Origin of the sequence: Bifidobacterium psychraerophilum, assembly GCF_000741705.1 — a bacterium.
Lineage (GTDB): Bacteria > Actinomycetota > Actinomycetes > Actinomycetales > Bifidobacteriaceae > Bombiscardovia > Bombiscardovia psychraerophila.
Genome location: NZ_JGZI01000007.1, coordinates 133,728 through 147,406, shown reverse-complemented (window position 1 = coordinate 147,406; position 13,679 = coordinate 133,728). Strand labels below are relative to the sequence as shown.

The 13,679-nt window shown below is 58.9% G+C and carries 9 protein-coding genes; 6 read left to right on the top strand and 3 right to left on the bottom strand.

Annotation, left to right across the window (positions count from 1 at the left end; translation table 11 throughout):
* Nucleotides 1-11: 11 nt before the first annotated feature.
* Complete coding sequence (locus BPSY_RS02195; RefSeq protein ID WP_081884110.1) at nt 12-1,532, top strand: APC family permease; 1,521 nt, start codon at nt 12-14, stop codon at nt 1,530-1,532.
* Here BPSY_RS02195 and nhaA read toward each other — a convergent pair.
* Nucleotides 1,456-2,664, bottom strand: coding sequence for a Na+/H+ antiporter NhaA (nhaA, locus tag BPSY_RS02190; RefSeq protein WP_157809769.1), 1,209 nt, complete (start codon nt 2,662-2,664; stop codon nt 1,456-1,458). The two genes, BPSY_RS02195 and nhaA, sit on opposite strands and share 77 nt — an antisense overlap.
* A 515-nt stretch (nt 2,665-3,179) precedes the next feature.
* On the opposite strand from nhaA, the gene BPSY_RS02185 reads away from it, so the two are divergent.
* The 5 genes from BPSY_RS02185 (at nt 3,180) to BPSY_RS02165 (ending at nt 9,997) form a co-directional block, all read left to right on the top strand.
* Nucleotides 3,180-4,529, top strand: a complete 1,350-nt coding sequence (locus BPSY_RS02185) for an ABC transporter substrate-binding protein (RefSeq protein WP_033495677.1) — start codon at nt 3,180-3,182, stop codon at nt 4,527-4,529.
* 127 nt (nt 4,530-4,656) lie between these two features.
* A complete protein-coding gene (locus BPSY_RS02180) occupies nt 4,657-5,604 on the top strand; it encodes a carbohydrate ABC transporter permease (RefSeq protein ID WP_033495675.1) in 948 nt (315 codons plus the stop codon).
* 5 nt (nt 5,605-5,609) lie between these two features.
* Nucleotides 5,610-6,596: a carbohydrate ABC transporter permease gene (locus BPSY_RS02175; protein ID WP_051921480.1), complete on the top strand. Its 987-nt coding sequence runs from the start codon at nt 5,610-5,612 to the stop codon at nt 6,594-6,596.
* A gap of 43 nt (nt 6,597-6,639) precedes the next feature.
* Nucleotides 6,640-8,760 carry a beta-galactosidase gene (locus BPSY_RS02170; RefSeq protein WP_238556775.1) on the top strand — a complete coding sequence of 707 codons (2,121 nt, stop codon included), beginning with the start codon at nt 6,640-6,642 and terminating at the stop codon, nt 8,758-8,760.
* Between the two features lie 121 nt (nt 8,761-8,881).
* The gene (locus tag BPSY_RS02165) at nt 8,882-9,997 is read left to right on the top strand and encodes a LacI family DNA-binding transcriptional regulator (protein ID WP_081884107.1); all 1,116 of its coding nucleotides are present in this window, start codon (nt 8,882-8,884) and stop codon (nt 9,995-9,997) included.
* Nucleotides 9,998-10,139: 142 nt separating this feature from the next.
* Here the strand turns inward: BPSY_RS02165 and BPSY_RS02160 are convergent, their stop codons facing one another.
* Both BPSY_RS02160 and BPSY_RS02155 read right to left on the bottom strand, forming a co-directional pair.
* On the bottom strand, nt 10,140-12,485 hold the full coding sequence (locus BPSY_RS02160) for an ArnT family glycosyltransferase (protein ID WP_081884105.1): 2,346 nt from the start codon (nt 12,483-12,485) through the stop codon (nt 10,140-10,142).
* On the bottom strand, nt 12,485-13,474 hold the full coding sequence (locus BPSY_RS02155; protein WP_051921477.1) for a dolichyl-phosphate beta-glucosyltransferase: 990 nt from the start codon (nt 13,472-13,474) through the stop codon (nt 12,485-12,487). The genes BPSY_RS02160 and BPSY_RS02155 overlap by 1 nt, the downstream gene beginning before the upstream one ends.
* Nucleotides 13,475-13,679 lie beyond the last annotated feature (205 nt).

Below are 13,679 nucleotides of genomic sequence, written 5' to 3'. Positions count from 1 at the left end.
AGACATCGGGTATGGGCATGGACCGATCTCTCCGGCCCGCATACGGACACAGGAAAGCCGTGGAGGAAAATAAGAGTAAGGTTTTCCACGTCCATGGAGTCGAGAAGCCGAACGGTCAATCCCGTGGCTCGGAAAGCACATCGCCGGTGAAACCTCAGAAAACCCTGATCACAGTATCGCAAATGTCAATCATGACGATCATCACGATTGCAGGCCTGCGTGGTTTGCCCGCTATGGCGGTTATGGGGTGGCAGTCCATCATCCTGTATCTGATTCCTGCCGTCATGTTCTTCGTGCCCACTGCACTGGTTTCCGCCGAGCTCGGAGCGACCTACGAGGGCGGTGTGTATGAATGGGTCAAGGAAGGCCTGGGGAGACGCTTCGGATTCATAGCCGTCTGGATGCAATGGATACACAATGTGGTGTGGTACCCAGCTCAGCTCGCATTCGTCGCCGCTGCCGGCGCCTCTGCTTTCGGCCTCAACTCCTTGCCTGATTCCGGCATCTATATCACCATCGTCATCATCGTGGTTTTCTGGTGGGCCGTATGGCTTACGCTCAAGGGCGGGAATCTGTTCGCCAAGGTCGCGTCGGGTGCCGGGCTGATCGGCACGATCATCCCCGCCTGCCTGCTGCTGGTGCTGGGTGTGGCCTGGCTGGCGACTGGTCAGCATATCTCGGGAACGCTCACCGAGAGCTCCGTGATGCCGGACTTCACCAACATCGCGGGCATCGCGTTGGTCGTGCAGAATGTCCTGGCCTTCGGCGGCATGGAGGTCAACGCGGTCCACGCCCAGCATATGGAGCATCCCAAGCGTTACACCCATGTGGTCGGTATCGCTTTCGTCAGTGCGCTCGCGATTTTCATTGTCCCCACACTGATCCTTTCGATGGTGCTGCCCAAGGATGTCAATCTTTCCGATGGCACGGTCAAGGCATTCCAAACGATGTTCAGTACCTTCCACATCGGATTCATGGGCAGTGTCGTCGGACTGGCGATCGTCTTCGGTGCGATCGCCTCTATCATCAGTTGGATTTCCGGTCCTTCCCGCGGCCTTTTCAATGCCGCCGAGGATGGCTGCCTGCCTGACTATTTCCGAAAGACCAACAGGAACGGGGCCCAGTCGGGGATTCTGCTGCTGATGGGTGTGATCGTCACGGTTCTGGCCTGCCTGTACATCGTCTTCCCCAAGAGCGTCTCCATGGTGTTCTCGCTGCTGATCGGCATGGCCGTCGCCTTGTATGTGATGATGTACATCCTGATGTTCGTCGCCAGCATCAACCTGCGTCGTCTGCATAAAACAGGAAACAGCGGATATCGCGCCCCCGCGCTCTACCTGATGGCGGGTATGGGCATCGTGGCATGCATCTGCGCCTTCGTCATGACCTTCATTCCCGCCGCAGGGCAGTCCGGCATCCCGACCTCGCTGTATCCGGTGATTGCTGCGGTCGTGGTCATCGCACTTGCCGCACCGAGCCTGATCCTCTACCGTCGCGGGAAGACCCGGGACGTCGACGCTCATCGATCCTGAGGGTCAGCACGCCGAGAAGGCATGCGATCAATGACCCGACGAGCACCGCGAAACGAGCCGTGTCGACGATGGATTGTTCGTTGAACGCCAGCCCCGACATCAGGAACGACACGGTGAAACCGATGCCGCATAGCTGACTGACACCGAACAGCTGCATGGGGCGCGTGGCATTGCCGACTCTGAGTCCTGCGAACCCGCACAATTTCACTGCGATCATGATGCCAAGAGGTTTGCCGACGACAAGCCCGGTGACCACACCCAGGAAGACCGGGCTGGCGATGGTATTGATGCTGATTTCACTCAGGGGGATCCCCATGGCGAAGAAGGCGAAGAGCGGCAGTGCGATCAGGGCGGAGAGGGGCGAAAGCTTTCGTCTGTACCGCTCCGCCCGTGGGGAGTCTTCCTGGTGGATGGGCAGCGCAGGCGTGAGCAGTCCGATGGCGACCCCGGAGAGCGTGGGGTGGATGCCGGCCACGATCATCGCGTACCATGCACCGACACCGACGAGGATAAGCAGTGGCCAGAAGGGTCTGCGCATCCGGATGAGCAGAAACCAGGCCGACAGACAGATCGCCAATGCCAGCAGCGCCCAAGCCGATGAGGGATGCGAATACACGACTGCGATCAGGAGGATGCCTATCACGTCGTCGACTGTGGCCAGCGTGAGCAGAAAGGCCCTGACCGCCGGTTGCACGTGCTTCGAAGCCAGGGAGAGCACCGTTACGGAGAACGCGATATCCGTGGCTGTGGGAATGGTCCACCCATGGGAGGTTGATGGCGAGGATAGGTTGATGGCGAGGAACAGCAGGGAGGGGATGATGACCCCGCCGATCGCACCGAATATGGGGGTGGCGGCGTTGCGTGGATTCTTGAGGAATCCGCTCGCCATCTCCTGTCGCAGATCAAGGCCTATGACCAGGAAGAACAATGTCAGCAGCCCGTCCTGCACCCATTGCGATACGGAGAGATCGAGATGCGGCAGCGGAAGATTCGTGGTGGCGTCAGAGACGAGCCGGTAGATCTGCGATGCCCCGGGGATATTCGAAGCGAGGAGCCCTGCCAGCGCCATGACCAGCATGAGCAGGCCGGTCTGTCTCTCGTTCCTTGCGAAGCTGCCCATGCGTTTCATCATGCCCATACCTGTTTGACGGACTGAACGCATGCTTGCCTGTCTTTCGATGATGTGCAGGGAAGGGCCAGCTTATCATCGCCCGACGGCTATCGGGCGGCGCCTCCCGCGTGCCTGACCGTGCGGCCGTATGGGGTTATGGGCACATGGCGGATTGACGTAGGGCGTGAGGATCATCGATCCCCGCCGTATCGGCAGTCGCGGCGGATCGGTCCGGGGCAGGTGGCGGCGGTCGGAGGGGTATGCGGATAGGGCACATGCCGAGTCTTCGGCGTGCTGATGTGTGGATTCTTTTTCCCGTGTTGTCGTGCTTCCCAGTGGGGCGGATCCATGATGATTCGTATCAGCTCACTAAGCAGAAAACAGGTATTTGACATTTTGGTACACCGGAGTATCGTTTGTATTGGTACACAGCAGTACCATCGGGACATCCAAGTGATTGAGGGTCATATTCGGACGGCAATGCACAACAACGACGGTTGGGCATCGTTACTCCTGAAAGGTGGAAAGAGGACATCATGCGTAATTCCAAAAAGACGCTTGCGGCGATTGTGGCAGCCGCATCGCTTGTCGGCTTCGCCGCATGCGGCAGCTCGGCAGATAGCACCGATGCCAGCACCGAGAACGCGACGGGTCAGATCGTGTTCTGGGGTTGGGACTCGGGCAATTCGATGAAGGACATCATCAAACAATTCGAAAAGGCGAACCCGGGCATCACCGTTAAGTTCAATAACACCGGAACGGCCAACGACACGTCGACGGCCTTGTCGAACGCGATCGCCGCGGGCAACGGGGCCCCGGACGTGGTGATGCTGGAAGACCCCACGGTGACGCAGTTCGCGGTCACCGGAGGATTGGTCGACCTCAGCAAATTCGGGGCCGATTCGTACAAGAGCGATTTCGCGCAGGGCCCATGGAACAAAGTGCAGTACGACAGCAAGCCATACGCCCTTCCCATCGATTCCGGACCGGAAATGTTCTTCTACAACAAGGCCGTCTTCGACAAGGCGGGGGTCGATGCCGCACAGATCAAGACATGGGACGACTATTATGCGGCGGCCAAGAAGATCCGTGCCACAGGTTCGTATATCACCAACGTCTCGGGTGGCGCGAACGACTACCAGCCCTTCACCGCACAGGCATGGCAGGCGGGCGCCCAGCCGTGGAAGGTCAATGGCGATAACATCACCATCAATATGACCAAGGATGCTGGAATGCAGAAGTACATCGCCTTCCAACAGAAACTGATCGACGAGGATCTGATCGATACCAAAACCACGAATTGGTCGGATGACTGGAATAGGGAGCTGAATGACGGCACGCTGGCGTCCTTGACCATAGGGGCATGGATGCCGGTCAACCTCATCAGCGGCGCTCCCGATCAGGCCGGCAACTGGCGTGTGGCCCAGCTGCCCCAATGGAAATCGGGCGAGGAAGTCTCCGCCGAAGACGGCGGCTCTGCGCTGTCGATCGTCTCGCAGTCCAAGAACCAGGCTGCCGCCTACAAATTCATAGATTATCTGACGCATGGTGATGGCGCGCAGATCATGGCGGATACCGGTACCTTCCCGAGTCTGAAGTCGATTCTGTCTTCGAAGGAATTCGTCGATCCGACCACGGCCTCCAACAAGAAGACGAATGACTACTTTGGCGGGCAGAACGTGAACAAAGTGCTCTCCGAGGCCGCCCAGCGCCCGGTAACCGCATTCCAGTATCTCCCCTATAACCCGTATGCCCAGAATGCCTATGGCGATGAGATCGCAAAAGCCTATACGAAGGAGATCTCACTTGAGCAGGCCATGCAGAACTATGCCAAGAATCTTGCCGAGCACGGCAAGCAGCAAGGTTACACGGTGACGCTCAAGTAGGCGCATGCACACGCATATCACGCAGCAGGCCGGGGTCCGCATCGGACCCTTGCCTCGCCGCTTCATGAGGTTATATCCGGCGCGCCTGGCACGCGCCAGTATCTAAGGAACAATCATGTCTGAACAAATGGTAGACAGATCCGCTGTCGCCGCACAGCAGCCGTCGACGACGGCCTCGCCTCGAAAGGAGGCCGGATATGTGCATAGGCATCGAGCGGATTGGCGTGGATGGAAATTCATGTGGCCCTTCGCGCTGGTGTTTGTATTCGTATTCGTTGTCCCCATCGTCTACGCGGTGTGGATATCCTTCTTCCAGAACAGGATGATAGGCGGCACGAGTTTTGTCGGACTGCAGAACTATTCCCGTCTGTTTGTTGATGCGCAGTTCTGGAGCAGCGTGGGGAGGGTCGCCCTGTTCACCGTGGTGCAGGTGCCGATCATGTTGTTCCTCGCGGGCGTCATGGCACTCGCCCTGGATAGTCTGAAGCTTCACGGAACGAAGTTCTTCCGTATCTCGACCTTCCTGCCGTATGCGGTGCCTGCCGTCGTCTCCACCATGATCTGGGGTTTCGTATACGGGTCGAAATACGGTCTGGTCGGTTCCTTGAACGATGTGTTCGGGACGAATATCGATGTGCTCAAACCTTCTGTGCTGCTTGCGGCGATCGGCAACATCAACACCTGGGAATTCACCGGGTACAACATGCTGATCTTCTACAGCTCCCTCTCCACGATTCCCCATGCCCTCTACGAGGCGGCCAGCATCGACGGGGCATCCGAGTGGCAGACGATCAGAAGGATCAAAATACCGGAGTTGCGGGGTTCTCTGGCGATAACGGTGATTTTCAGCATCATCGGCAGCTTCCAGCTGTTCAACGAACCGTCCGTGCTGCAGAACATGGTTCCAGGCAATGCCATCACGACGTATTACACGCCGAATATGTATGCATACAATCTCAGCTTCGCCGGCGGCCAATCGAATTATGCGGCGGCATTGGCCATTGTGATGGCCGTGATGACGATGGCCATCGCCTATATGGTGCAGCTGAAGAGCATGAAGGAGCAGATGAAGTGAAGAGGATGCAGGAAGCCCAACGATCTGTCGAATTCAAAGAGGAGATGCGCAAAGCCAGGAAAGCCGAGGCCGATCGCGCGCGAAGAACCATCAGCGACGAGAAGGCCGAACGACGGCGCGCGGCGAAAAACGGCTTCAGCAACCCCGCGAACCCGAGCCGGAGCATCGCCCTCACCTTCGTCTGCGCCCTCTTCGTCATCTATTGCCTTTTCCCCTTCCTGTACCTCCTGGTGAATTCGACGAAAACACAGGCCGATTTCACATCGACATTCGGTCTGGGTTTCGGAAAGAGCTTTGCGCTGTGGGACAATCTGGTCACCGTTTTCACCTATCAGGACGGCATCTTCGGACGCTGGCTGCTGAACACCGTCCTTTATGTGGTGCTGGGTGCGGGAGGTGCGACGCTGCTGGCGATCATGGGTGGGTACGCGCTCGCGAAGTTCCGCTTCCCCGGCCGTAGGCTCTGCTTCGCGATCATCATCGGCTCGATTTCGGTTCCCGGAATCGCCTTGGCCGTGCCGCAATTCCTGCTCTTCGCCAAGGTAGGGCTGACCAACACGCCTTGGAGCATGATCATCCCCAGTCTGGTGAGCACCTTCGGCTTGTATCTGATGTGGATATTCTCGGATCAGGCCGTACCGGATGAACTGCTGGAGGCCGCGAGGGTGGATGGCGCGGGTGAGATGCGCACCTTCTTCCAGATCTCTCTGCCTTTGCTGGCCCCGGGAATCGTCACAACCGCCTTGTTCACGATTGTCGCAACGTGGAACAACTATTTTCTGCCTCTGATCATGCTCAAGGATTCCAACTGGTACCCATTGACCATCGGGCTGAACCAGTGGAAGGACCAGGCATCCACCGCAGGCGGCCAGGCCATACAGAATCTGGTGATCACGGGTTCTTTGGTCACCATCATCCCGCTCGTGGTCGCCTTCCTGCTCCTGCAGAAGTACTGGCAGTCCGGTCTCGCCGCAGGTGCTGTCAAGGAATAGCCAAGCAGCTGTTTTCACGTTCGAAACGAGAGGGGAATGCATAATGGCATCGCTGCAAGGTGACATGCTTGGTCATGATCAGAGTCGGCAACAGGGTTCCCGACGACGGGATTTCCGATGGCCCGCATTGCTGACGCCCACGGGCGGTGGCATCGCTTATGGTGGGGATTACAATCCTGACCAGTGGCCTGAGGATGTTTGGGATGATGACATCAGGCTGATGCGCAAGGCCGGCGTCAACACCGTGGCCATCGCCATATTCAGTTGGGACAGAATCCAACCGGAGGAGCAGCGCTGGGATTTCGCTTGGCTGGATCGGATCATCACCAAGCTCGGTGAGGCCGGTATCGCCGTGGATCTGGCGACGGCCACCGCATCAGCACCTTTGTGGCTGTATGAGAAGCATCCCGAGGTGCTCCCGCTTGAGCGTAACGGTGATGTGGTGAATCCGGGTTCACGTCAATCCTGGCGCCCCACGAGCGGGATATTCAAGTCCTACGCCCTTGAGGTATGCCGTCGTCTGGCACGCCGCTACGGGCACAACCCCTATGTCACCGCTTGGCATGTGAACAACGAGTATGGCTGGAACAATCGTCACGACTACTCCGCGGATGCGCTGCAGTCCTTCCGCCAATGGTGCAGGCAGCGCTACGGTTCCGTATCCGCGCTCAACGAGGCCTGGGGAACTTCATTCTGGTCACAGGAGGTGCAATCCTTCGATGAGGTGCTGCTGCCATGCCACATGGGTAACGATGCGATGGCGAATCCCAGCCAGCAACTCGATTTCGAACGTTTCTGCTCGGATGCGTTGAAGGCCTTCTACAAGGCTGAGCGTGACGAGCTGGAACGCATCTGTCCGGATAAGCCCTTCACGACCAATTTCATGGTGTCCACCGATCAATGCGCGATGGATTATGCGGATTGGAGCGATGAGGTTGATTTTGTATCGAATGACCACTACTTCACACCAGGCGAGTCCCATGTGGATGAACTGCTCTGTTCCGATTCGCTGGTAGGCTCCCTGGCCTTGGGCAAGCCCTGGTATCTGATGGAGCATTCGACATCCGCAGTGCAGTGGAAACCGCTGAACAGCAGGAAACGGTCCGGAGAGCTGATGCGTGATGCGCTCGCACATGTGGCTATGGGCGCCGATGCGATCAATTTCTTCCAATGGAGGCAATCACGTTTCGGCGCGGAGGCGTTCCATTCATCGATGCTTCCGCATGCAGGTGAGGATTCCAAGGTGTTCAGGGAGGTCTGCGAGCTCGGCGGTATCCTGGGCAGACTCGCCGAGAGTGGCGTGCAGGGCAGCGAACTGGTGCGCTCGCGATCAGCGATTCTCTTCGATGCGGATTGCGAGTGGGCCACCCAATGCAGGACCCTGCCCACCACGAAGTTGAGTCATTGGCATGATGTGCGGGAATGGTACCGTGCATTCCTTGATGTCTCGCAGCGCGCGGATGTCGTATCGCTCAGATCCGATTGGAGCGGCTATGACACCATCGTTCTGCCGACCATGCTGGTGCTGAGTGAGCATGCGGTGAAGCGTATCGCAGCCTTCGCCGAGGAAGGCGGACGGGTGGTCATCGGATATGCCACGGGTCTGGCCGATGAGAACTATCACATCGCTGTGGGTGGATACCCCGGCATGCTCCGGGACATCGCCGGCGTTCGCAGCGAAGAGTTCAATGTTCTGGGTGAGCTTCCCGGCGAACCCGAGACGATTGCTCTTTCGAACGGTTATGTATCGCGCCTGTGGGCGAACGAGGTCACTGGGATCGGTGAGCATGCCGAGGTGCTGGCCACGTATTCCGGAGGGGATGCCCGTGAATGGGATCTGGATGGGGTTCCGGCCATTGTGCGAAACCGCTACGGCAGAGGCGAGGTCTATTATGTGGGATGCGATCTGGGCAGGGAGGATATCGCCGCTTTCCTGCGGGAGGGAATGAAGCTGTCTGCGGATGAAGACCCTGGCGTCGTGCACATGCGCCGGCGTTCCGCCGACTCCTGTTTCGATTTCTATCTGAACCGCTCGAGGGAGACCGTGCTGCTTTCGGAGATATCCGGTTCCCCGATAGCGGGCAAAGGTGTCCAGAGGATTCAAACGCCGGCTTCATACCGGCTTTCCCGCGATGGTTTCCTGGTGATGAAGTCGCCGTGTTGAACCATTGAGGGCCACCTCCGAAGCCGCCGGCTCCGGGCAGCCAAAGGTATCCTCTCTTGGGTGCTGAGCGATTCCAGAGAGGATACGATTGAGGAGGCCGGTTAATGGAGAGGTGAACTCAATGACGACAGCGGAAACGGCGGATGGCGATGTGTCCGCCCAGAGTGGCGCAGATCCTCGGATCGAACATGCCACTGCGGTGAAGCGGCGATCGACCTTGCGTGATGTGGCGAGGGAAGCCGGTGTGTCGTTGAAAACCGCTTCCAATGTCATCAACGGCACCGGTCGCATGACCGCGCTCACCAGGGAACGGGTCGAAGCGGTCATCAAGAGCACCGGATACCGTGTCAACGTTGCGGCGCGCAACCTCAACCGTGACCATACGGGTTTCATCACCCTTGCTGTTCCCTCGCTGACCCCGCCCTATCTTGCGGAGCTCGCCAATCGCACCATCGATGCGGCCCGGCAGCTGGGCTTCTCCGTCTACGTCACCACCTATGCGGAAGGTTCCGCCAAAGGTGCCCGTGATCTGCTGCAATCATTCAATTCAACGGTTTCCGATGGCATGATTCTTTCCATGAGCGAGGTGGAGGACATCACCGCGGATGATCTGACCGTGGATTTCCCCCTTGTGGTCGTCGGAGCGCGCACGACCTGGGGGCGTGCCGACCATGTGACCCCCGATGACGTCCAGGCGGCATCCACGGCCGCGGCCTATCTCTTCGATCACGGCAGCCGCTCCCTGGCGGTTATCGGGGCTCGTGAGGTCTTCGACCAGGACAAACTGCTTCGGACCGTCGAAGGCAACGCCGAGTTGCGTCTGCGTGGGATCGTCGAGGAGTGCATGCGCCGGGGAGTGCTGCTCAACGCGGACTGCGTCGGGGTGACCAGGAAGGACTGGACCATCGGTTCGGGGGCACGCACCACGCAGCAGCTCATTGATGCCGCCGTTCCTTTTGACGGTATCGTGGCGCTGAACGACCAGTTGGCGATTGGCGCACTCTTCGCCCTGCAGACGAACGGCATCAACGTTCCCCGGGATGTGCAGGTCATCGGTTTCGACAATATCGAGGAGTCGGCATATATGCAGATTCCGCTCACCACCATGGATTCGCGTCTGGATTGGACTGCACCTACGGCTGTTGAGAGGATATTGGGACGCATACGCGGAGAGATCACGCATCCTGATCTGCTGATGACCAGTTCCAGGGTTATCGAAAGGCAAAGCACCCGGTGACGAGCGGGGGAGGGCGTTCGGAGCGGAGTGAATGCGAAGGGCGTCAGCATCGCGACGTCCGCATCCGATGAAGGTCTGCTTCCTGTCAGCGCGCTGCGCCGCTGACAGGAAGCAGACCTTCGGGAGCCGGTCAGGTCATCATCTACGATGCGGATGAGGACAGATCATATATGGTCACACCATCGACTGTTTTTGCCGTGTAGTGTTTCGCGACCCACGCCGATATCTCTGAAGCCGTATCCGATCCACCCATCTGGGTCCCTCCCATCGAGCTCCCGGCGATGTAATAGTGGATGAGCCCCTGCTTGACGTAAGCCTTGAACTGTTTGAGCGTGGGGGCGGGGTCGGATCCGTTGAAGCCGCCGATCGCCATAACGGCCTTCTCGGATGCCAATTGGTAACTCGCGGCGTTCTGGGAGCCGGTGGTTGCCGCGGCCCATCGATATGAGCTGGATGACTGCTTCAGCAGGGCCACGATACTTGAACTTGTTGAGCTTCCGCCTCCCATGCCCATGCCACCGCCTTGTCCCGGCGTCCCGCCGTCCGAGCCTGACTCGCCCGTGGAGGATGAGCCGTTCTGGGGAGTTGACCCCTGTTCCGAATCCGATTGCGGAGGTGTGCCTCCTTCGGCAGGCGCCGAGCCGCCCTCGCCGCTCGGCGGTTGGCCCATGCCGCTCATGCCCTCTGGTGGGGTTCCGGCATTGCCTTCGCCATCGCTGCCTCCCGGGCCGCCGCCCATACCGTATCCTTCTGCTGATCCGGAAGTGCCGCCTTCGCTGCCGCTTCCTTCATTGCCGCTGTTCGTTTCACTGTTTGATCCCATACCGCCGCCTATGCCGCCTCCGGGGCCGCCTCCCGCACCTCCTCCCATTCCGGTTGAGGAGGTGACACTGGGGCCGGCCAGCACGATGGAACCGGTGTGGCCTGTGCTGATCGTGTATGCGGTCCAGGCGAAGGGGCCGGTGAGCAGAGAGGCCGCCGAGAGCGCCATCCCGGCCAGGGCGATCCGTTTGGAGGACGCCAGTCCCGCGACTATCAGCGTCAGGCCGCCCACGATCCCAACCGCCAACACGCACCATTTCAGCCATGGAAGCCAGCTGCTGCGTCCCATAAGAGTGAAAGCCCAATACGCCGAGGCGATGACCAGCACTGGTGACACGATTCTCGACCATATGGATTTGCGCGAGACCCATAGGCTGACGACGGCGATGGCTGCAAGAACCGCTATTGCGGGGGCCAATGCCACCGTATAGTACTGATGGAATATGCCGGCCATGAAACTGAATGTCACCCAGGTCACAACGAGCCATCCACCGAATATCACGATGCTCGCCCGGCGCAGATCAATGCGTGCCGCCCTGCCGACGGCAACCAGCCCGATGATGATTCCGGCGAATGCGAGCGGGGCCAGCCAGGCGATCTGAGTGCCGTATTCACCTGCGAACAGACGTGTCCAACCGGTTTCGCCCCACATGCCGCCGCTGGTGCCACCGGTGGAGGAGCCACCCGGGACGACCGATCCCTCCTCGCTGCCGGTCAGTCTGCCGAAACCGTTGTAACCGAAAGTCAGTTCCAGGAAGGAGTTGTTTTGCGAACCACCGATGTAGGGCCTTGAATCGGCTGGAACGACCACGGTGAGCAGAACCCACCATCCCGCGGACACCACGATGGCCCCCATCGCAGCCAGACCATCGCCGATACGACGCAGCAAGCCGGTTGGCGAAGCGATGAGGAATGCGATGGCGAATCCGGGGAGTACCAGGAAGACCTGCATCTGTTTGGTGAGAAAACCGAAGCCGATGAGGACTCCAGCCAGCACCATCCACCAGCTGCGACGTCGGTTGCCCCGTGCCGTGGCTGAGTATTCCAAGGAGCGGAGCACGGCGTGCGCGGCTCCCACCATCAGCAGAATCAGCAGCGCATCAGGGTTGTTGAAGCGGAACATCAGGGCGGCCACAGGGGTGAGCGCGAATACGACGCCAGTCGCGAGTCCGGCGCTATTCCCCCAATATCGACGTACCGTCGCATACAGGAGATAGGTGGTGGCCACACCCATAAGCGCCTGTGGAAGCAGTATCGCGAAGGAACTCAAGCCGAATATGCGTATCGAAAGGGCCATCAGCCAGATGGATGCCGGTGGTTTATCCACGGTGATCGCGTTCCCTGAATCCAGTGACCCCCATAGGAAGGATTCCCAATTGACCGATCCGGCCTGGGCCGCCGCAGAATAGAATTCATTGGCGTATCCGGAGGCGGTGAGATTGATGAAGAAGATCGCGCAGGATGCGGCCAACAGCAACCCGAGCAGCACCCAATCGGACAACTTCCTTTTGGGCAGCCGATAGATGGTGACGCCTTCACGCTGTCTGTCGTGGTCGCTTGAGGCATGTGATCTGATCCTCTGCGACCTGGTGCCGTGTGTGCTACGGCCGCGTGATCTGCCGATCCGGGGTTCCGCCCCGGCAAAGCCTTCGCTCGATGAGGTCATTATGCACCCACTTTCACATTCGCAAGCTCGATGAGTGAGCCGCGTAATTCGTGTTGACCTTGGGCGTCCCATCCGATGGATGAGTACGCGCTCGATAGTTGATAGCGCTGCCGCGAATATTTGTCAGCCGTCGAGCGTGGTCTCGAATGTCCTGTCTCAAGTCCGCTTCTCTCCATCCTGAGTGTCCGTCGCATGCGTCGCATCCCGGTCAGGTCCTTGCTTACCGTGTCCGGAATGTTCACCCTGCTGTCGCTGTCCTCAACCCAGGTGACCGGAATCTCATAGATGTTCATATGCCGCATTTCCGCCAGTACCAGGAGCTCCGTGTCGAAGAACCATTCGTTGTCCTCGACCTTCGGCAGCAGAATATGGGCGGCGCGTGCGGTGAGGGCTTTGAAGCCGCACTGGGCATCATGGAATGTGACCCCCAGATAGGTGCGGAGCATAAGGTTGTAGGTCCGTGAGATGAACTCGCGTTTTGTGGAACGGGTGACATCCGATTCGGAGAGAAGGCGTGAGCCTATCGCGACGTCAGCCCCACCGGCAAGCAGTGAGCCGATGAGTGCGCCGGTGTAATTGATGTCCGTGGAAAGATCCACATCCATATAGGCGACCACGCGAGCCAGGGATTCCGACCAGCTCGCCTTCAGGGCGGCGCCACGCCCTTTGCGGTCGATGCGTACGGCCCGCAGAAAAGCGGGATGCATGGCGCAAAGTCGCTCCGCCACTTTCCACGTATCATCGGTGCTCGCATTATCTGCGATGATGATATTCCACGTGAATGCCTTGGGTGATTCCAGATGCCCTGCCAGCATCCCGCCGAGCTTCTGTATGCATGCATCCAGTGTGTGTTCTTCGTTGTAAACAGGAATTACGATATCCGCGTCCACATGTTTGGGATACCCAAGGCGCTCAGCTATCCCGATATGCGATGACGTGGGTTGATCGTCCTGCGATGTGCGGTGTTGCTCTGTTGTAATACTGTCCATGATTCAATCGAACAGCAGCTATCTTGCCCTTTTCTTGAGCAGCCATCACAGTGAGGTGTGTTCTCTGGTGGAAAGGTCTGGATGCCTGCTGAACGTCTTCTGTGCGGATGATGCCCAATGTGTGTTGTACCGATGTGTGCGGCATCGAATGTGTGCAGTGTCGCATGGGCGTGCCACAGAGGGGCGGATGAGGGTCGGCATATGC

Coding starts and splice junctions, on each gene's coding strand:
- BPSY_RS02180 (WP_033495675.1), top strand. CDS start 4,657: ATGGTAGACAGATCCGCTGTCGCCGCACAGCAGCCGTCGACGACGGCC.
- BPSY_RS02185 (WP_033495677.1), top strand. CDS start 3,180: ATGCGTAATTCCAAAAAGACGCTTGCGGCGATTGTGGCAGCCGCATCG.
- BPSY_RS02195 (WP_081884110.1), top strand. CDS start 12: ATGGGCATGGACCGATCTCTCCGGCCCGCATACGGACACAGGAAAGCC.
- BPSY_RS02170 (WP_238556775.1), top strand. CDS start 6,640: ATGGCATCGCTGCAAGGTGACATGCTTGGTCATGATCAGAGTCGGCAA.
- BPSY_RS02175 (WP_051921480.1), top strand. CDS start 5,610: ATGCAGGAAGCCCAACGATCTGTCGAATTCAAAGAGGAGATGCGCAAA.
- nhaA (WP_157809769.1), bottom strand. CDS start 2,664: ATGATGAAACGCATGGGCAGCTTCGCAAGGAACGAGAGACAGACCGGC.
- BPSY_RS02165 (WP_081884107.1), top strand. CDS start 8,882: ATGACGACAGCGGAAACGGCGGATGGCGATGTGTCCGCCCAGAGTGGC.
- BPSY_RS02155 (WP_051921477.1), bottom strand. CDS start 13,474: ATGGACAGTATTACAACAGAGCAACACCGCACATCGCAGGACGATCAA.
- BPSY_RS02160 (WP_081884105.1), bottom strand. CDS start 12,485: ATGACCTCATCGAGCGAAGGCTTTGCCGGGGCGGAACCCCGGATCGGC.